17 protein-coding genes and 1 pseudogene are annotated in these 19,494 nt (G+C 57.8%); 15 read left to right on the top strand and 3 right to left on the bottom strand.

The window, feature by feature from the left end; translation table 11 throughout:
- Window positions 1–27: 27 nt before the first annotated feature.
- The 4 genes from FP026_RS25635 to FP026_RS25620 all read left to right on the top strand — a co-directional run bounded on the left by FP026_RS25635 (window position 28) and on the right by FP026_RS25620 (window position 3,327).
- A complete protein-coding gene (locus FP026_RS25635) occupies window positions 28–882 on the top strand; it encodes a cytochrome b/b6 domain-containing protein (protein WP_149637393.1) in 855 nt (284 codons plus the stop codon).
- Window positions 879–1,655, top strand: a complete 777-nt coding sequence (locus FP026_RS25630) for a molybdopterin-binding protein (protein WP_149637392.1) — start codon at window positions 879–881, stop codon at window positions 1,653–1,655. The genes FP026_RS25635 and FP026_RS25630 overlap by 4 nt, the downstream gene beginning before the upstream one ends.
- A 54-nt stretch (window positions 1,656–1,709) precedes the next feature.
- Window positions 1,710–1,976, top strand: coding sequence for a hypothetical protein (locus FP026_RS25625; protein WP_149637391.1), 267 nt, complete (start codon window positions 1,710–1,712; stop codon window positions 1,974–1,976).
- 730 nt (window positions 1,977–2,706) lie between these two features.
- Window positions 2,707–3,327 carry a GGDEF domain-containing protein gene (locus FP026_RS25620; protein WP_246665451.1) on the top strand — a complete coding sequence of 207 codons (621 nt, stop codon included), beginning with the start codon at window positions 2,707–2,709 and terminating at the stop codon, window positions 3,325–3,327.
- A gap of 528 nt (window positions 3,328–3,855) precedes the next feature.
- Here the strand turns inward: FP026_RS25620 and FP026_RS25615 are convergent.
- A complete protein-coding gene (locus FP026_RS25615; protein WP_149637389.1) occupies window positions 3,856–4,350 on the bottom strand; it encodes a histidine kinase in 495 nt (164 codons plus the stop codon).
- A 486-nt stretch (window positions 4,351–4,836) separates the two neighbouring features.
- The gene (locus tag FP026_RS25610) at window positions 4,837–5,457 is read right to left on the bottom strand and encodes a DUF1684 domain-containing protein (RefSeq protein WP_188112687.1); all 621 of its coding nucleotides are present in this window, start codon (window positions 5,455–5,457) and stop codon (window positions 4,837–4,839) included.
- Window positions 5,458–5,662: 205 nt separating this feature from the next.
- Between FP026_RS25610 and FP026_RS25605 the strand changes: the two genes are divergently transcribed.
- From FP026_RS25605 to FP026_RS25570, 8 genes and pseudogenes are all read left to right on the top strand, one after another.
- A complete protein-coding gene (locus FP026_RS25605) occupies window positions 5,663–6,388 on the top strand; it encodes a hypothetical protein (protein WP_246665450.1) in 726 nt (241 codons plus the stop codon).
- A gap of 383 nt (window positions 6,389–6,771) precedes the next feature.
- Window positions 6,772–8,706 carry a hypothetical protein gene (locus FP026_RS25600; protein WP_149637388.1) on the top strand — a complete coding sequence of 645 codons (1,935 nt, stop codon included), beginning with the start codon at window positions 6,772–6,774 and terminating at the stop codon, window positions 8,704–8,706.
- Between the two features lie 30 nt (window positions 8,707–8,736).
- Window positions 8,737–8,955, top strand: a complete 219-nt coding sequence (locus tag FP026_RS25595) for a hypothetical protein (protein WP_149637387.1) — start codon at window positions 8,737–8,739, stop codon at window positions 8,953–8,955.
- A gap of 382 nt (window positions 8,956–9,337) precedes the next feature.
- A complete protein-coding gene (locus FP026_RS25590) occupies window positions 9,338–10,309 on the top strand; it encodes an alpha/beta fold hydrolase (protein ID WP_149637386.1) in 972 nt (323 codons plus the stop codon).
- A gap of 52 nt (window positions 10,310–10,361) precedes the next feature.
- A pseudogene (locus tag FP026_RS25585) lies at window positions 10,362–11,107 on the top strand (alpha/beta hydrolase).
- Complete coding sequence (locus FP026_RS25580) at window positions 11,104–11,931, top strand: alpha/beta fold hydrolase (RefSeq protein WP_246665449.1); 828 nt, start codon at window positions 11,104–11,106, stop codon at window positions 11,929–11,931. Before FP026_RS25585 ends, FP026_RS25580 begins: the two are co-directional and overlap by 4 nt.
- A gap of 70 nt (window positions 11,932–12,001) precedes the next feature.
- Window positions 12,002–12,709: an isochorismatase family protein gene (locus tag FP026_RS25575; protein ID WP_149637385.1), complete on the top strand. Its 708-nt coding sequence runs from the start codon at window positions 12,002–12,004 to the stop codon at window positions 12,707–12,709.
- A gap of 22 nt (window positions 12,710–12,731) precedes the next feature.
- Window positions 12,732–13,358, top strand: coding sequence for a pyridoxamine 5'-phosphate oxidase family protein (locus tag FP026_RS25570; protein WP_149637384.1), 627 nt, complete (start codon window positions 12,732–12,734; stop codon window positions 13,356–13,358).
- Between the two features lie 38 nt (window positions 13,359–13,396).
- On the opposite strand, the gene FP026_RS25565 is transcribed toward FP026_RS25570, so the two are convergent.
- Entirely contained in the window at window positions 13,397–16,135 is a 2,739-nt protein-coding gene (locus FP026_RS25565) for an ATP-binding protein (protein ID WP_149637383.1), read from the bottom strand.
- Window positions 16,136–16,809: 674 nt separating this feature from the next.
- On the opposite strand from FP026_RS25565, the gene FP026_RS25560 reads away from it, so the two are divergent.
- Genes FP026_RS25560 through FP026_RS25550 form a run of 3 tightly spaced genes read left to right on the top strand, consistent with a single transcriptional unit; the run spans window position 16,810 to window position 19,492 of the window.
- The gene (locus FP026_RS25560) at window positions 16,810–17,844 is read left to right on the top strand and encodes an ABC transporter substrate-binding protein (protein ID WP_149637382.1); all 1,035 of its coding nucleotides are present in this window, start codon (window positions 16,810–16,812) and stop codon (window positions 17,842–17,844) included.
- A 5-nt stretch (window positions 17,845–17,849) separates the two neighbouring features.
- A complete protein-coding gene (locus FP026_RS25555) occupies window positions 17,850–18,662 on the top strand; it encodes an ABC transporter ATP-binding protein (RefSeq protein ID WP_149637381.1) in 813 nt (270 codons plus the stop codon).
- Window positions 18,659–19,492, top strand: a complete 834-nt coding sequence (locus FP026_RS25550) for an ABC transporter permease (protein WP_149637380.1) — start codon at window positions 18,659–18,661, stop codon at window positions 19,490–19,492. Before FP026_RS25555 ends, FP026_RS25550 begins: the two co-directional genes overlap by 4 nt.
- The last annotated feature ends 2 nt before the right edge of the window (window positions 19,493–19,494 follow it).

Below are 19,494 nucleotides of genomic sequence, written 5' to 3'. Positions count from 1 at the left end.
ACCGTAGCCAGCTCTGGAGGAGCGACCATGGCGACCGTGAACCATCAAGAGACGCCGGCAGCGCCGACGACGACCTTCATTCACCGTCATTCGGTGCCGACGCGCATTACGCATTGGCTCAACCTTCTTTGCTTAAGCCTGCTTCTGATGAGCGGTCTACAGATATTCAACGCGCATCCCTCCCTCTACTGGGGCCAATACGGAGCCGATGCCGATCCATCCTGGCTTTCGATCGGGACTGTCCAGGACGGTGACAGCACGCGTGGGGTCCTGCGCGTTGGAAGCTTGTCCGTTGCGACAACGGGCATCCTCGGCGTTTCTCGTGTCGGCAGTGATGTGACCGAGCGCGGCTTTCCCTCCTGGGCAACCATCCCGAGCTATCAGGATCTCGCGACCGGCCGTCGATGGCATCTATTTTTTGCCTGGCTGTTCGTGATCAACGGATCGATCTATCTGCTATACGGCTTCTTGGGCGGCCATTTCCGGCGCGATCTCGCGCCGAGTCCCGACGAGCTCTCGCCCTCTCATCTCAAACAGGAAATCGCGGACCACGCACGGCTGCACTTTCCGAAAGGAGAAAAGGCACGCCATTACAATGTCCTTCAGAAGCTCAGTTATCTGATTGTCATCTTCATTCTACTGCCGTTGATGCTCGCAACGGGGCTGACCATGTCCCCCAGTATGGATGCCGGCTTCCCCTTCCTGCTCGATTTCTTTGGCGGCCGGCAGTCGGCGCGCTCGATCCACTTCATTTGCGCCTGGTCGATTGTTTTCTTCGTTCTGGTGCATGTCGCAATGGTTATCCTCTCAGGTCTTTGGAACAACATGCGCTCGATGATCACCGGCCGCTACAGGATCAAAAACGAAGGGGGCGGAGAATGACGTTCTCTATCACGCGACGCCGTCTTTTGATCGGATCGGCCGCCGGACTTGGCGCAATCGGCCTCACAGGTTGCGACGCCGTCGTCCAAAACGCCAATGTTCAAGCCGTACTGGACATGGCAGAGACGCTGACAATGAAAAGCCAGCGAATTTTGGTTGCGAGGGACAAGCTGGCTCGCGAGTTTTCGGAAGCGGCCATTTCACCCACCTTCAGATCGAACGGCACCAGTCAGCCGGACAGCGAAGAATATGCCCGGATGATGGAGAGTGATTTTGCGGATTGGCGGCTGAAGATCGATGGTTTGGTGGAACATCCGGTCGAGTTCTCGTTGGCGGATCTAAAAATGCTGCCATCGCGAACGCAAATTACGCGGCATGACTGCGTGGAAGGCTGGAGCGCCATCGGGAAATGGACGGGCGTGCCGCTCGGGCTCATCCTACAGAGAGCTGGTATGAGGCCCGGAGCTCGCTATGCGGTGTTTTATTGTGCCGACCAGCTTGAACAAACGATCGACGGCAGCGGCACGTACTACGAGAGCGTCGATCTGATCGACGCCTTTCATCCGCAGACAATCCTTGCCTATCAGCTCAACGATAAAGATCTCGAAGTCGCACACGGCGCACCGCTCAGACTGCGGGTTGAACGCCATCTTGGCTACAAGCATGCAAAATACCTCATGCGCATTGAAATCAAAGACAGCTTCGCCAGCCTTTGGGGTGGCAAGGGCGGTTTCTGGGAGGACCGCGGCTATGAGTGGTACGCGGGGATTTAATCGCCTGGAGAACGTCTGACTGCGGGCAATTGTGCCCATCAAGAGGAGGAAAACATGCTTAAATTTGCGATTGCGACCGCTTTGCTGATGTCAGCTTTCACCTTGCCGGTCTATGCGGCGAACACGATGATGAAATGCGACGACGCATCGATGATGAAGGCGCAGAGTGACGTGGACGCGGTGACGGGGCCTAAAATGAAAGAGAAGAAGGAAATGGCATCTAAGGAAATGATGATGGCCAAGGAGTCGATGAAGGCCAAAAAAATGGACGATTGCATGATGCATATGGACAAAGCAATGAAGAGCATCGGCAAGATGTAGAAGGCATGCATGGCGACCGGCCACGCCGGTCGCCACCATCATTGACAAGTCCGGTCATTTCCCTGCGTGCTCACCTTCGCTGGAGTGGAACAGCGGCCGAATCCTTTTTACTTTCCGAAGCAGCTCTCATCACCCGTGGCAGGTGTCTCCAAGTCAAACTTGTTGCTCGCCGCGGCTATCTGAACCGGAATAAACGCCGATTTCGAAGACGGCGGGAATGGAGGGACCTGGATGGGTTTCCTTATCCAATTCCAAACGTGGTTCAAAGTCGCTAGAGTGTAATTAAGCATCAAGTGATGACCCCAGACGCTGCAACGAAAACAACTACTTGTTGTGCCTCTCGGCATCGTGACGCACCATGCCGATTCACACGCTGAAGATGAAACACGTCGAGGACCATGGATCGAGATAAAGCGCTGGAGCTGCCGCAACCGGACACCAAGCGCAAACAACGGTTCCGGATATTCATTCGAAGGCAGCTAGTTCGTGGAAACAACGGTGCAAAGCAACAAATTTTACAGGATTTCTTAAGCGGGTTTTGTTAGGCCTCTGTTTAGCATATGCTGAATTACAGAACGGGGATAACTCCGATATGATTCTACAACAGCGACATCCCTCCGCCAGCATTTTCAAAGCCCTGCGGAGGGCCACGCTCGGCGCGCTATGCGCCGTGGTCGGTTCGGTTGGTCTTCTACTTATATTAAACTTATTGATGCCGGATCGACCATTTTTGGTCGGATTTGTCGGTGCAGCACTTGCTTCCGCATTTGTGGCCTTTCCGCTGTTTTTTGCCTTGCAGCTCAACAACGGCGTCGTGCGCAAAATGCAAGAAAACGTCACCCAGGCGGCACGCTACGACAGCGTGACGAAGACGCTGAACGGCACCGCCTTTGCCGCGGCCGTCGAGGACTTTATCGAGCGGCGCAAGCATGCCGAGACAGATGCCGGCGGCATCGTCATCGCCGTCATCATCGATACGCTCGACGACATCGGCCGCCGCTACGGGCTGCAATGGGCCGACACGGTGATGCAATCGCTTGCCTCGATCATCCAATCCTCGGTTCGTCGTGGCGATCTCGTGGCGCGGCTTGCGACCAACGAACTCGGCATCTTCCTGCCTGGCGCCACGATCGAGAACGCCTGCGACATCGGCACCCGTATCCGCGCGGGCGTCGCCGCGGCCACCTTCAGCGCCGACGGCGCGCCGCTTTCCGTCGCCATCCGCCTCGGCGGCATCTCCTTCGACGGCCCGGCCGACTTCAACCAACTCCGCCAGCTCGCCGACCAAATGGCCTTCGAGCGCGGCGACGAGGAGGACGACATCCCCATCAGAGCGCTGCCAGCCGCATGAGGCTGGTGACACGCGGCAGCGGCGGCATAGGCCCAAACGGCAAGCCCCGTCTTTGATGCCGCGTCAAAGCCAGCTCGAATCTGGGTTCGCCTTCTCGATGCGCCGAGGCTGGTCAGGCATCGAAGGATGAGATGTCGGTGTGGGGTCTCGTTAAACAGCCTTCATGACGGAAACCTCGATTTCAATACCCGCCGTCGCATATTCCCATATCGCGACGGGCAGCTTTCCCTGCAAGGCGACGATGATTGTTCCTTAAGGCGTCCCTTGTCGTGCCTTACACCGGTCGAGATTGTAGCGTTTGCGATCTGGCTCTATTTCCAGTTCAATGGCAGCCTGCGCGAAGTCGAAGAATTGATGCTCGAACACGGCGTTGTCGCGATGACCCGCAGTTGGTCCAAAATAGCGAAGCATTTCATAGGCCAGCCTCCACCCGGCCGAGTCACCGCCGGGTGGAAAGAAAGTCAAGTCAAGGCGGAATTCAACAACCCAAGGCCAGAGGTGATAAGTTCGCCGCTGCCACAGGCTAAGTCACTCAACTGGCTTGATCGAGGCGACGATTGCCTTAACTTCAGCATCGTGCTTGTCTTCTTCCCCCTTGTCTCCCCAATACGTCACCACGAGAGCGTTGTCAGCGCTTACCTGGACGATGAGCAAACCTACGCTAACTGGGCCGTCTTCATCCTTACCATCCCACTCCAGGGTGGCCATTTGCATACCGTTGACGTCGGTGGTGGGCGTTTCCTTTTGAGTGGAGGGGTCGATCGTCACTTTGTTTTTTGCGAGAAAATCGATCGCACCGGTAACAACTTTCTCCATGGATTTGCCGTTGGCGGCCTCAGCTGAAAGATAGACCGCAGAATCGGCCGAGGTTCCCTGGACGCCGCCGTCGGTTTCCTCCGGCTTCCAGCTATCCGGAATGGTGATACTCGCGACGGGCTTGTCGCCAGGAAAAGTCAAGGTCGCGGCTTGCGCCGTGAGAGGAGACGTTAATGCAAGCAAGGCCAATGCGATGAGTTTCTTCATAATAGAAATCCTTAGAATTTAAAGCCGATATGCAGGGCGGCAATGAGACTTCTAAATACAACATATTAAGATCGTGATCACTTGGCGCACAAAAGAGCAAGATTAAAGAGGATAAGTCCAACCGAAATATGCCGTCGTTACTGGCACGCTCGGTCAGATATCAATCTATAGCCGCAGATCGTATCTTCGTACTAGGTAATTGAGCAAGGGTGGGTAGATCGTGGATGTTAAATTCCGTACTAAATTCATCTCAATTCACATTTCGCGATCCATCACTTATATCCACTTATAGACGGTTATAAGGTCTATGTATTATAACCGTCTACTTACCAACTGTCAGCCTCGCCGTACGTACGCCTGAAAGTGATCGAGACATAGTTAGCGGTACTGCCTTTTACGGCACCGACAGTGATTGGCAGGAAGTAGAATCCTATTTGCAAGGGATGTGCTCTCATCACACTCACTGCACCTCCACTTCACCGCGGCTCATTTCGAGATAGGTAGCCGTTCTCCGGCTCTCACCGCGCCTTTTAGTCGATTGCCCGATGGCGCTAATGGACAGACATAGCGGGAAGAATAGGCGCATGAAGGAAAATAGGAGAAGTTGAAATCCAGCACCAGTGTGCCGTCTGGGCTGACAACCCCAAGATCTGCTCCCTTGATGGTGTCGAGGAGATATCGGCCACCACCGTAGGTCTCGGTCCCCGAGGTCGCGTCGGCAAACGGCAGGAACACGCCACCGCCATACCCTTCAATCCAGTAAAGGGTCAATTCGCCACCCAATCTGGCCTCCAGCCCCGCGGTACGGGCGAACGCATGCATCGACAGGTCACCATCCGCTCCTGTTGCGACGGTTATCCGTTCCGGCGCTACCGGAATGAGCTGCACCGTCAGACGCAGTGAGGGATCGTAAGGAAATATAGTCGGCCCTTCGAACGCCTTGCGGTCCGCCGGTTCAATCGGCGACTGAGGATGGTCGCGAAACAGGGTCGAACGGGTGTCGCACCAAAGCCCCCAGGCAGCAACCGCGTCCGGGCTAGAACGTATCTCGTAGTAGAGATTTGCGATCTTCTCGCGCCATTCCCACAGTTGTTGAGTCTCGTTCAAATCATTTCCTCCTATATCAAAAATCGTGCCTTTCCCTCTGGTAGACTTCAAATTCAAGCCCCCCACGCGTCCTCCGTTGTTTTCCGCTAACTTCTCGGAAGCCCTGCGCCAGAAAACATCCGGGATGGCCGGGATCGCACCAGGGCGATTGCCTTCCGCATTTATATTGCTTGATCAGCTGCCCTGATATAAATCACCGGATTACATGGATCGCAAACGCCTACAGTTTATAGATCTGGAAATATTAGAGATATTGCCCAATCCCGTCGACGCTGATCCTTCAGCAGCGGCACACCGCACACAATACCCATCGAAAATCATGGCCAAGCAGACAAAACCCTTCATCTTCGAAATCAAGAACTCCCGCCGCAAAAAGACCGGATCCGTCGAGCAGCCGAAATCCATTTGGGGCGCATTCGCTTCCGATCTCAAGCATGGCTTGGTACCGGAGAACGAAGAGCGGGTCCGCTCGGCCGCTCCCGCACCCGGTCCGGTTCCGTCGGAATTGAAACCCGCAGTCCTTGCCGATGGCGATGATGCGGCAACCTTGCCGCCGAGATCTCGCTTCATTGAAAAATGGGCCGCGAGGAAAGCCGAAAAGCCAAAGGCCGGCCCAGGAGACGCCGTTGCGACATTCCTCGCACGGATTGAACGGCAAAAGGCTTTGCTTGCAGAGTTTCGGGCGCATCCCTCAGGGTTCAAGAAATGGCGATCAGCATGGTTCCGGGAGGTCACTGGCGGCTTTGGTGTCAGCATTAGCTATGATGCCGTGGATGCAGGCGGCGGCTTGCGATATCTTGTTGTCGAGACCGCTCAAGACGTCGCCGAATTCCTCGACGATCTCGCTCAGCACGCGCAAACCGACGTGAATTTCCAACGCGTGTTGAAAGAGACCCGTTTGCAGCGCGCTGCCCGGCGAGTTGGCGGTTGAGCGGCCCGGGCTTATAGACAATACGGGATGCTACCGGAACAAGTGTGCCGAGGCCGTCCGTCACGCAAGACTTATCGCGATCGCGGCTATGATCTCGACAGATGATTGATAGGAAACGCAACGAGTTCATTGCGAAAAACCCACCGCATCGACGCAGGCGGCTATCTGCAAGCCGTATTCCCTACCCGCTAATCGTTTCGAGCAAGCCATCCCGCCGCCGCTTATCATCCCATTGAACGGATGAATTTTCCGCGAACGCAGCGAAAGATTTGCTCTTGAATGAGATTCATCCATGATATCAATCTGTCAATACGTGGGGCCGCGCAGGTTGCAATGTGGGACCTTAGGTCATTTTTCATCATGCATACGCGGAACGGGAAACCTTGTTCACTCTTCACACATTTGGTCACCTGCGCCTTACGAACAAACTTGGCTATGTATCGTTTCCAGATAAAGGCCTGTTAGCGATATGCTATCTGCTCGATACCAAACAGTTCGAGGCCAGCCGAACCGATATTGCGACCTTGTTATGGAGCGGTGAAGATCGCGCCGGGCTGCTCGCCAATATGCGCCAGACCATCGCTCGCGTCAAAAGCTGTCAGCGCGAACTCGGCGTCGACTTTCTGACCTTTACACCAACGACGATCCGCGTTGAGGTCGAGGCCCTGACCTCGGATCTATCATTGCTTGACATCGCGGAGGACGAGGAGCCATTGCAGGCATTGTACCGCGTGGCCGAGGCCATGAAGGGCGATTTTTTAGAGGGTTTCGAGCCGATCGACACGCTGCTCGATCTCTGGGTCAAGCAGAAGCGCGGGGCCTTTTCTAATCTGCTTTTGCGCGTCTTCAAGCGTGCATTGACAACCATATCGGCAACAGAATCGGATATGGCGATCCGCAAGGTGGCCCTGCAGATCTTCCGGTTGCATCCACACGACGAGGAGGTGCAGAGGTTTCTTCTCGAGTCCGGCGTTCACGATGGCGCACTGGATGGAACGACTTTGCCCCTTGTTGGCGACGCGCGTGTTGTCCTTTCGGATGCCGAGACGGAACCGCTGCCCCTGCAACTCGCCAGTCGCATGTTCAACAAGCAGTTCGCGCAAGCCCGCGATTCGCTTCTGGCACGTCCTCTGCCCATCGCCCCGCCCTATGGCGGCCGAAAACTGGATGTGCCACGGTTAGCGTTATTGCCGCCCCAGAACGACAGCGAGAGTATCGTAGCGACGCTTGTTGCTGCTTCATTGATCGAAGATATCACCATCGGCTTTTGCAGTCTGAAGAGCGTTCGAGTGATTGCCCCGCATACCGCCAGACAGTTCTCACGCGATCCTAACAAGGCGGCGGTCTTCGAACGGCATGGTATCTCCTACATACTGGATACCCGCATAAGCTACGCTCAGGAAGTATCGCTCTTCGCCCAGCTGGTCTTCTTTGCCAATGACGAGATCATCTGGGCCGAACGCTTCAGCCTTGATTCCTCGAATCTCACGCTACACAGGCGCGAACTCTCGAAGCGAATCGCGCTGATCGTTGCGTCTCACATCGAGCGCGATAGCCTGTCGCGTGCCTATTATGAAGCAAGCCCCGATGCCTATCACAGCTACCTCGTGGGACAGCGCCATCTGAAAGAACTGACCCTGCCCAATTTGCGCAGGGCGCGGCGGGAGTTCCGCACCGCGTTACAGAAGAATCCACACTTCGCGCCGGCGCTCAGTGGCCTAGCGCGCACCTATACCAAGGAATGGTTACTGACGATGCGAGGTGACGAGCAACTGTTGGCCTCGGCTGCGGAGTTTTCCACCAAGGCGATTTCCGTCGGTGAGGATCTGGCGGGCGGGTACCGCGAACGGGGGATCGTAAAGCTGGCGCAGGGCGATATCGACGAGAGCGTCAACGCGCTGAACCTTGCCGAAACCCTTAGCCCGCATTATGCCGACATCATCGCGGATTATGCCGATACGCTGGTGCATGCCTCGCGGCCGGCCGACGCGCTGGAAAAGATCGCCAATGCAATTGATCTCAATCCATTGACTCCCGATACCTATCTCTGGACGGCGGCCGGCGCCAGCTATTGTCTCTACCAATTCGAGACGGCATTATCCTATATCGCCATGATGCATGATAGCGGTCTGGCCGATCGGTTGTCGGCCGCCTGCTGGGCGATGCTCGGCGATATGAAGAAGGCACGGTCCTTTGTTCGCAATGTAAGGGCAAGCATTCCCGATTTCGATGTGGACAAATGGCTGTCCATGATCGTCATGAAGGAACAGTGGCAAAAGGACCTGTACCGCGAAGGACTGCGCAAGGCAGGATTTTGAAACACCAACGCAAAAAAGGAAGACGGACTTATGGCACGAGTTGTTGTTATCGGATTTCCAGACGAAAAAGGTTTGTGGGTGGCAGACATCAATGCGGGAACCATTACCCCATTGCCGACACCCGCCTCGGGCGCGCTCAAGGAAGCAGACGACCTCCGCGCCGGCGGCGCCGTGATCGTAAAGAACGTCAATCTTGCCGTCGGCGTCAACAGCACCTCAGCGGTGGCCGCCGGCTTCCTCGAAGGCTAGCCCCAATAATCGTGTTGCTGATGGCGTAGTTTGCACCGCCATCAGCAATCACTTAGCCCATCGGCGCGCGGGTTATTCCAGTTCTCGAGATTATGATTGGTTGCCTCGCAGAGTCAGTCCCATTTTATGCTCTTGAACGGATTCGAACCCGGAACCAGCACGCTCCAAGAACCTATCACCCTGATTTCCCGCGAAAATGTCCTCTACAATGGACATAGATTGCGGTCGCTAGAAAAGTACAGCAAACGGGCATGGCTTCCAATGACGCCGGGCCGTTCAACTTTTTACCTTTATTTATCCCAAGGCCAAAGACCGCCGATGGTAGTCCTCTTTTCAGAGGTGCTGATGTTGGATCCGCACCCATTTTGGAAAGGTGAGGATCATGAAAAAGCATCTCGTCAGCGCCATCGCACTTCTTATTGCCATCTCGCCCGTTGCAGCCGAAGCCCGCTGCGGGCCGAACAACGCGGTCATCACCGCGAAAGCTGTTCCGGTCATTCAGTACAAAAACACGACGATCGACGGCGTGAAGGTCTTCTATCGCGAAGCAGGCCCCAAGGACGCGCCGGTCGTCCTGCTCCTGCATGGATTTCCGACCTCGTCACACATGTTCCGAAACCTCATCCCCCTGCTGGCTGACCGCTACCGCGTGATCGCGCCCGACTATCCCGGCTACGGCCAGAGTGACGCGCCCGACCACACAAAGTTCGAATATACATTCGCGAACCTGACCAACATCGTCGACAAGCTGACTGAAAAGGTTGGTGCCGATCGCTACAGCATGTACGTCATGGATTACGGCGCACCGATCGGATACCGGCTGGCGCTGAAACATCCAGACCGGGTCGAAACCCTGATCGTGCAGAACGGCAACGCCTATACCGAAGGCCTCGCCGCATTCTGGGATCCGATCAAGGCCTACTGGGCCGAGAAGACGCCAGAGCGCCGGGAAGCTCTTGCCGGCCTGGTGACGCTCGAAACCACGAAGTTCCAATATACCGATGGCATGGGTGATGTCGCGCACATTAGCCCCGACAACTGGGTCGTCGATCAGGCATTGCTCGATCGACCGGGCAACAAGGACATTCAGCTGGATCTTCTGGGCGACTACGGCAGCAATGTTCCGCTCTACCCGCAGTTTCAAGCCTTCTTCCGCGACCACCAACCGCCGACACTGATCGTCTGGGGCAAGAACGACAAGATCTTCCCCGAACCCGGCGCACACCCCTATCTTCGCGATCTGCCCAACGCCGAGATGCACATTCTCGACAGCGGCCATTTCGCCCTCGAGGACAAGCTTGACGTGATGGCGCCGCTTATTCGCGATTTCCTCGACCGCAAGCTTTGCAAGTGATGCGTCCCGCGGGGCCACTCGCCCTGCGGCCAACATCTTGAAAGGAAGAGACATGACCAATCCCTCTTTGGGCACCCAGGCAACTGGGGCGCCATCTCTCTCGATCGTCCTTGTGCATGGTGCCTTTGTCGACGGCTCGGGATGGCAACAGGTCCATGGCGAACTTATCGACCGTGGATTTGAAGTGCTCGTCGCCCAGCACCCAACCACCTCGCTTGAGGGGGACGTTGCCACCACCGAGCGCCTGATTGCCGAGACTCCCCACCCGGTGCTCCTGGTGGGCCACAGCTACGGTGGGGCCGTCATCACCGAAGTCGGCGCCAACCCAAAGGTCCAAGCGCTGGCTTATATTGCGGCTTTCGTGCCCGATGTGGGCGAGTCCGTCGCGGCGCTGAACGAAGCTCCGGAAGAGCCCGGCGAGACGAAGGCACCGTTGCTGCCCCCGCAGGACGGCTACCTCGTTGTAGACCCCGCCCGCTTTCCCGAAGCCTTCGCAGCCGATGTCGCCCCGCGACCACGCGGTTCATGGCAGCGACGCAGTTACCTTGGGGCCGTGCGGCCGTCGTCGCGCCTCTCACGCGCGCCGCATGGAAGATCAGACCCAGCTTCTATCTCGTCGCTTCCGCCGATAGGATGGTGCCGCCAAGTGCGCAGCGCCGGATGGCTGAGCGCGCAGGAGCAGCGATCACCGAAATCGACAGCAGTCACGCCGTAATGATGTCACACCCGCAGGAAGTCGCCGTGTTCATCGCGGCCGCCGCCTCGGCCGCAACGGCGACCCAAGGTGACGGTCAATGATGCGGCCCGTGACCTACCACCGAACCACCAGCGTTGCCGGAGTGAAAATATTCTACCGCGAGGCGGGAGAGCGGGGCGCACCTGTCGTGGTGTTGCTTCATGGCTTTCCGAGCTCGTCGCACATGTACCGCAACCTCATTCCAGCGCTCGCCGACCGCTATCATGTGATCGCGCCCGACCTTCCGGGGTTTGGTCTGTCAGAAATGCCTTCTTCCAGCGACTTCGAATACGGCTTTGCCACCTTCTCGAAAGTCGTCGCCAGCCTTCTCGAGCAACTGGATGTCGAACGCTATGCTCTCTACGTCATGGATTATGGCGCACCGACGGGGTTTCGCGTGGGGCTTGCACACCCCGAGCGGGTGACCGCTCTGATCATCCAGAACGGCAACGCCTATGAAAATGGCATGGGGGACTTTTGGGCGCCGACGCGCGCTTACTGGGCCGACAACGGCTCGGTAAACCGCTACGCGGTGCGGCCTTTTCTGTCACTCGACGGCACGCGCTTCCATTATCTCGCCGGCACAAAGGACGAGGCGCGGATCGATCCTGCGGCGTGGCTGTACGATCAGTTCTTCCTCGACCGCCCGGGAAGCGTGGAAATTCAGCTGGACATCATCTACGACTACCGCACCAACGTCACACTCTACCAAGCCTTTCACGCCTATTTCCGCGCGCATCGGCCGCCGGCCCTGATCCTCTGGGGTAAGAATGATCCCATTTTCCTCCCCGCAGGCGCGCAAGCCTTCCTGCGCGACCTGCCCGACGCCGAACTTCTTTTTTCGACACCGGACATTTCGCCCTCGAAGACAAGGCGGACGAGATGATCCCCGTTATGCGCGACTTCCTAGCGCGAACTCTCACTCAATAACTGAAACTCAAGCAGGGATAACGACCATGTACAATAGCAAATCCAAGTCGAGCGTGCTTCCGACCGGCGGCGGCGCGACGCTCATCGATCCCTCCGACGCCCTGATCCTGTTGCTTGATCACCAGTCCGGGCTGTTCCAGACGGTCAAGGACATCTCGGTCTCGGATCTGCGCCGGAATGTGGAGATGATCGCCAGGCTCGCGACGCTCCTGAATATCCCGGTCATCACGACCGCCTCGGAACCTTCCGGAACCAATGGTCCGCTGATGCCCGAGATCCACGAATATGCACCGCACGCCGTCTATCTGCCGCGCAAGGGCGAAGTGAATGCATGGGACAATGACGATTTCGTCGTCCAGGTTCGCTCGACCGGCCGCAACACGCTCATCATGGCGGGCGTCTGGACCAGCGTCTGCGTGATGTTTCCGGCGCTCGACGCCCGCGCCGCCGGCTACGACGTCTATGCGGTAGTCGATGCTTCGGGGGATCCCAGCGAAATGGCCTCGCGCATTTCGCTCGCCCGCTTCGTGCAGGGTGGCGTCAAACCGACATCGACCAACGCATTGCTGTCCGAGCTTCACCGCACCTGGGCGCGGCCCGAAGTTGCCGAACTCGGCAAGCTCTACGGACTTGCAGCACCCAACTATGTAGCCGTCGCCGAGAGCTACGCGCGCGCAGCAGGCCGCGAGGGAGGCGAGCTAGGCTCGCATTCGACCTGCAGCCCGCGAAACTGACCAAACAAGAGCGAGACACGACATGTCATATGGTTTCATGGATATCGCAGTCACTCCTGCAGTTCGCAGGGCACAAGCGGAAATGGGAGCGGATCACCTTTGGTCCGACTTCAAAGGGCACCGCGAATTCGACCGGTTTTCGACCAGAGAAACCGCGTTCATCGCAGAGCGAGACAGCTTCTACATGGCCTCGGTTTCGGAAACGGGTTGGCCTTACGTCCAGCATCGCGGCGGGCCTCCGGGCTTCCTAAAGGTCCTCGACGATCGCACGCTCGCCTTTGTCGATTACCGCGGCAATCGCCAGTATATCAGCACCGGCAATCTGGCTGAGAACGACCGGACATGCTTGTTTCTAATGGACTATCCGGCCCGTGCGCGTCTGAAGATCTATGCCCGTGCGGAGAAGCTGGCACTCGACGCGGATCCGGCGCTCACGGCGACAGTCACTAACGGTGATTATGGCGCCACGGCCGAGCGCATTTTCAGACTGAAGCTTGAGGCGTTCGACTGGAACTGTCCGCAGCATATCGTGCCGCGATATACAGAAGCCGAATTTCTGGCAGCCTCGCAACACCTTATGAACAAGGTCGCTCTGCTCGAGCAGGAAAATGCGTCTCTTCGGGAGCGCCTCGACTCACGAAAAGTCTGAGCGGTGGCAATCCACAAATCTAAGATTGGAGCGCCAGGTCAGCGCAGGTCCATTGCAGCCATGGCATGCTGGGTCCGCTTGGTTGCGGCACCTGCACCCATGGCGCGCGCGCAATCCAAAGACTTCTGAAAATAGCGCATTGCTTGGTGCGGACGGGCGTTTCCGGCTTCGATCATTCCGGCGACGCGCCAAAGATCCGGATGACACCAACGTTCCTCACGGATCCCGATTTCTCCAAGCACGGCACGCAGACTATCCTCCGCAAGTTGCATCTCACCTGCCTTAATATAGGCTTCCGCCATCAGGCTACGGTAGAAGGGAACGCGAACACGCCAGCTTCCCCGGAGCAATCCGGTGATACTGTCTTGCATGAAGGTGAAACCGGCATCGTCCCCTCGGGCCGACTGGATGGCGCCTGCAAAGAACTTGGCTGTTCCCTCGTAAATGCCGACACTTTCACGCCGGCTGACTTCGGCAAGTTGTTGCTGAAGCTGCGCAGCAGCTTCCAGGTCGCCCTCCACGAAAGCGATCGGCAGGGCCGCCAGCGAGATCGCATTGCCGAGGGATATCATGTGATCGAGATCGGCGGCTCGATCGATGGCACGGCCGACCAGATTGGAGGCACGGTCAGTGTCACCCTGTAACCAAGACAAAAATGCTTGAGACAGACGAATGGCAACGGGCAAATCGACCTGAAATCGAGACAATCCATAACCATCCTCCAATTCACCCCAGTCGTCCATCAGCGCCCCTAAATGGCCCGATGCAGAAGTCAGCTCGCCTGCGTAGATCTGGATATGCGCCAACAGGCGCTTGCCGTCAGGCGCAGTCGCCCAGTTCAGACCCTTTGCCGCCGCAAAATCGTTCATGCTGCGCAATGCCGTGCGCGGCCGACCAGAATAGGCAAGAAAGACTGCCTGCCCGCAGACCGAGCGTATCTGAAATTCTGAGTCGCGCGATCCAGTCGCATGAAGAATGCTTTCGCGCCAGGCGTTGTCGGTTTGCGGATGCATGTGGCGCGCCAGCGTCATGGCCCAGGCCTGCGCCGTGGAAAGCTTGGTTCGGCCCAGAGGTGCCAGCCCTGATAGCGCAGCGCTGTGTTCGCCTACAAGGTCGATGGCCGCCAGCATTTCCCTGAACGCCGAAAGCTCCTGCCACAGCGGCAATGCAGCGACCACCAGTTCGACGCCCAACTCTGCGTCGCCTGCAGGATCGAACGCCCAGCCGATCGCAGCACGAACGTCGTCGATCTGCCTGCGATATCTCCGTAACCATTCGCGCGACGTCTGTGACGACCATTCCCGTTCGGCGATCTGCAGCTTATCTCTTATCCGGACAGCAAATTGTCGCCTTGCTTTCTCCCTGTAGGGTGAACCAAAGAGACGCCGCGCAGCATAGGTGCCGGTGCTCTCGGCCAGCCTGTAGTTCACAGTACCGCCATCGTAATCCGAGGAGACGAGGGATTTTGCCACAAGTTGAGACAGGGCGTCGCGTCCCGTCATAGGTTCGAGAGCACCCGCGGAATACATTGCCTCCACGTCGTCGGCATTAAAACGGCCCGAAAACACGGAAAGCAGATCAAGCAAGACAGCCTCGCGGTCGGGCAGAAGCCTATAGCTCCAGTCGAGGGTGGCCTCCAGAGTCTGGTGGCGCAAAGGCGCATCCCTTGCTCCCCGGCTCATCGAATCGAAGCCATCTTTGAAGAGGTCTTCGATTGCCTCGGGGGCGAGGACACCGGCCGTGCCGGCGGCCAATTCGATCGCTAGTGCCAAGCCTTCCAATCGTGTGCAGATCGATACGACACTGCGGACATAATCGTCGGTTGGTTCTGTAAGGCCAGAGCCGTGCGCCTTGGTGATAAAGAGCTGGACCGCCGGAAACTGCAGCGCGTCACTCGCGGAGAGCGCCTTCGACTGGTCTGGGTAGGCGAGCCCGGAGAGAAAATGGATCTGCTCGTGCCGTGTTCGCAGCGGCTCGCGGCTGGTTGCTAGAATACGGGCCGCAGGAACCTCTGATGATATCCGCTCGACGATCGTCGCGGCCATCGCAATGACGTGCTCACAATTATCGATGATCAGAAGCAGGTTGCTGCTGCGAAGCACGTCGATCACGCCTGCAATCGGATCGTCAAATCCCAGCGAAATACCGAGGGCGGAGGCTATCGCGGGCACCACAAACCGGGGATCGCTGACCGTCGAGAGATCGACAAAGGCGATGGCTTCCGCTGCGCCGCAGCAATGCTGAGCAACCGTGACGGCAAGTGACGTTTTTCCGGCCCCGCCTGGACCTACGATTGTGACGTAACCCGGTTGATCGAGCTGCTCGGAGATTTTCCGGATTGCGTCATCACGGCCAAGGAGCCGTCGCACCTGGGGTGGAGCGGTACGATGACTGTTGATTGAAGCAATGTGCCGTGCCGCCGCCGGGTGATCGCTCTCCACTACGGCGACGAACTTATAGCCGCGGCCAGCGATTGTTGCGATGTATTCCGTGGCGGGATCAAGTTTGGCGAGCGTACGTCGAAGGTTGCCGACATTGACCTTCAGGTTATGATCGTGAACGATATAGTCCGGCCATACATGGGCGAACAACTCTGCTTTGCTGACCACCTCGCCAGCCCGTCCTACGAGCAGGGTCAATATATCGAAACCTCGCCCGCCGAGCGCGACGGGCTGTTCCTTATGCAGGAGAGCTTGGCCCTCTGGCAGCACTCGGAAATCGCCGAACCGGTAAGCTTTTTGCTTCAACAAGGCACGGGACCCGCGATCGTTCGACATTTACCCTCACACATTCAGAAAAGCTGGACGTTACATTGCACCAGCCCATTTGCAAGACGGACCCCGCGACGCTCGTAAAACTTGCGTGAAGCTTCTCAAGCCCTTGGAGAATATTTGAAGATCGTCTGGTTCGACGCAAACCTGAGCAGGGCACCGAATGCCGAATGAAAGACACATGTGATTTACGGTTCGCGAGATCCAGCTACAGACTTGCCAATGTCCCAGGTGCAATTTCTCGTCACGGGGGGACTTCCTGCTTGAGCCATGTGGATACTATCGGGCTTCGGGGCGTTCCTTACGCGGCTCGCTAATTACAACCGAAAACAGAGCGCCGGCAGAACGCTTCAATTTTACGCTCAACCCGATCAAAGGCGTCACAGACCCAAGGCTCGAAGACGCCCTCGTTGCGCCGCAGGCTACGCGATATGAGTATCCGTTATCCGCCATCACTTCCGCATAGGCTCCCGCTTCCCCCGGCATCTCACCGGGAGTCCACGACCGGCGGATAACCTCCCGCATCGGCCAAAACGAACCCCAGGCGCTGTTGCCTTTTCGGCAATCGATAGTACGCATAATTGTTCTTTATTAGAACGCTGAATTCCCCCATCATCCCTGCCATTGGTGGATAACGAGACGAAAAGTCCGATCGCCCAATCAACAGGGGAACTATCAGCATGTCTCAATTCATGATGAATCGTCGCCGTTTCCTGTCCAATGCTGCCTTGGTCGGAGGTCTCGCTGCGACCCAGACCTTCGTCGGCATCCGTGCGGGCAAGGCCGCGGATGTTGCCGAAGTGCGCATGCAGCTCGGCTGGCTTGCTTCCAACGGACTCATCGGCGAAGTCGCGGCACAGAAGAAAGGCTTCTTCACCGAGCAGGGAATCGACCTAACCATCGTCCCCGGCGGCCCGAATGTCGATGGCGTCGCCGGCGTTGCAGCAGGCCAATCCACCATCGGGCAGATTTCCTCCAGTCCGTCCGTCATGCTCGCGCGATCGGCCGGCATGCCGGTCAAGGCGTTCCTGGCCGGATACCGTAAGCATCCCTTTACATATTTCTCGCTGAAAAAGGCGCCGATCCGCGAGCCGAAGGACATGATCGGCAAGACGATTGCCACCCAGCCGACAGCCTTCATCCTGCTGCGCGCCCTCCTCGCCCAGAACGGCATTCCGGAGGACAAGGTGAAGATGGTCAACATGGGCTCCGACATGAACCAACTGATGACCGGGCAGGCCGATGCTGTCACCGGTTGGGTGACGAACACGAATGCGCTGAAGGTGCTCGGAGACGACCGCGTCGACATGATGTTGTGGGACGCCGGCCTGCAGCTCTACGCCAACGTCTATTATACGACCGATGAACAGCTCGACAAACATTCCGACGTGCTGGTTCGCTTTACCACGGCCGCCGCCAAGGGCTGGGGCTATGTCCGCGACCATCCGGAAGAAGCCGTAGACATGCTGGTGGACGCTTATCCGAACCTCGACAAGGCAAGCGAACTCGAAGCCGTTCGTTCGGTCATCGATTTCTCCTTCGGCGACAGCACCAAGCAGACCGGCTGGGGCGCCATGAACAAGGATAATTGGGCGGCTCAGATCAAGGCCTATGCCGACCTGAAGCAGTTTAAAGGCACGGTTCCGACTGTCGACGACGTTGCCACTATGGCGATCCTCGATGCGACGACCGAAATCCGCAAACAGATCGGGTGAACGCCATGATGAGCGCCGCCACCATCAAACAGCCGCTGCCGGTTGCCGAAACAGCAAGGCTTGCAGTCTCCACTCGCAACCTCGACATCCGCTTCGGAGACAAGGGCAGCGAGTTCACCGCCCTCTCCAAGGTGTCCGTCGATATTCCGGAGCGGTCGTTCGTCACCATGCTCGGACCATCCGGCTGCGGCAAGTCGACCTTGCTGCGCTGCATTGCCGATCTCGTTGACATCAGCGACGGTTCGGTTTCGGTTTTCGGCCGACCGCCACGAGAGGCACGCCAGGGTCGCGATTTTGCCTTCGTCTTCCAGGAGGCAACGCTTTTGCCGTGGCGGAGCGTCATCGACAATGTCCGCCTGCCGCTGGAAGTCGGCAGGCACGACAAAAGCTCCTACGCCGATCCCATGGAGCTGCTCGCCCTCGTCGGCCTCAAGGGTCGCGAAAATGCCCTGCCGCACGAATTGTCGGGCGGCATGCGCCAGCGCGTCGCCATCGCCCGCGCCCTGATAACCAAGCCGCGTATCCTGCTGATGGACGAGCCCTTCGGCGCTCTTGACGAGATTACCCGTGACAAGCTCAATGAGGAACTCTTACGCATCTGGCGCGAAACGGGCACGACCATCGTTTTCGTCACCCATTCCATTCCGGAGGCTGTCTTCCTCGGTCAGCACGTGCTGATGCTGCAGGCGCATCCCGGCCGGGTGAAGGAGTTCATGAAGGTCGATCTTCCCTTTCCCCGCGCCCTTGCGATGCGCGACACGGTCGACTTCATCAAAGTGACCGCGCATCTGCGCGCACTGCTGGAGGAATGCATATGAGCAACGCAGTGCACTCTGACATCGGCCACATCGCCAAGGCGCCGCGCAAGGTCGCCATTCTCGACGCAACCGTCGGCGTCCTCTCCTCCCATATGCCGGCGATCCTTGCGGCACTCGGCTGCATCGTGCTTTGGCAGGCGGTCATCTGGATCTTCAAGATCCCGACCTTCATGGCGCCGAGCCCACTCGATGTTCTCTACGCCTTTCGCGACAATGCCGCGACACTGACCAGAAACTTCCTGCCGACCGTGCTCGAGGCCGTTCTCGGCTTCGTCTTCGGCAATCTCGTCGCCATCCTGCTGGCGATCTGGTTCGTCCACAGCGCGACTGCCGAGAAGGCCTTCTATCCAATCGCCGTCTTCGTCAAGGCGATCCCGATCATCGCGCTCGCGCCGATCCTCGTCCTGATCTTCGGCAATGGCGTCGCCCCGAAGATCATCATCGCCGGCCTGATCTGCTTCTTCCCGACGCTGGTCAACATGGTCCAGGGGCTACGCTCCGCGAGCCCTGCCATGCTCGACCTGATGCGGGTGCTTTCGGCCAGCAATTCGGAGATCCTCTGGAAGGTTCGCCTGCCAAGCTCGCTTCCATTCTTGTTCGCTGCCCTGAAGATCGCCGCAACGAGCAGCGTCATGGGCGCGATCGTGGCGGAATGGATCGGCTCCAGCTTCGGGCTCGGCGCCCTCATAATCGAGGCGACCTATAATTTCCGCTCGCCGCTGCTTTACGCGACGGTGGTCATTGCCGCGCTGCTGGCCGTGATTCTCTTCTTCATCGTCTCGGTCGCCGAGGCAAAGATGATCCGCTGGAAGCCGGCTGGACAGCACTAAAG

The organism is Martinezella tropici (genome assembly GCF_008370325.1).
Taxonomy (GTDB): domain Bacteria; phylum Pseudomonadota; class Alphaproteobacteria; order Rhizobiales; family Rhizobiaceae; genus Rhizobium; species Rhizobium tropici_B.
This window is presented reverse-complemented; position numbering and strand designations above follow the sequence as displayed.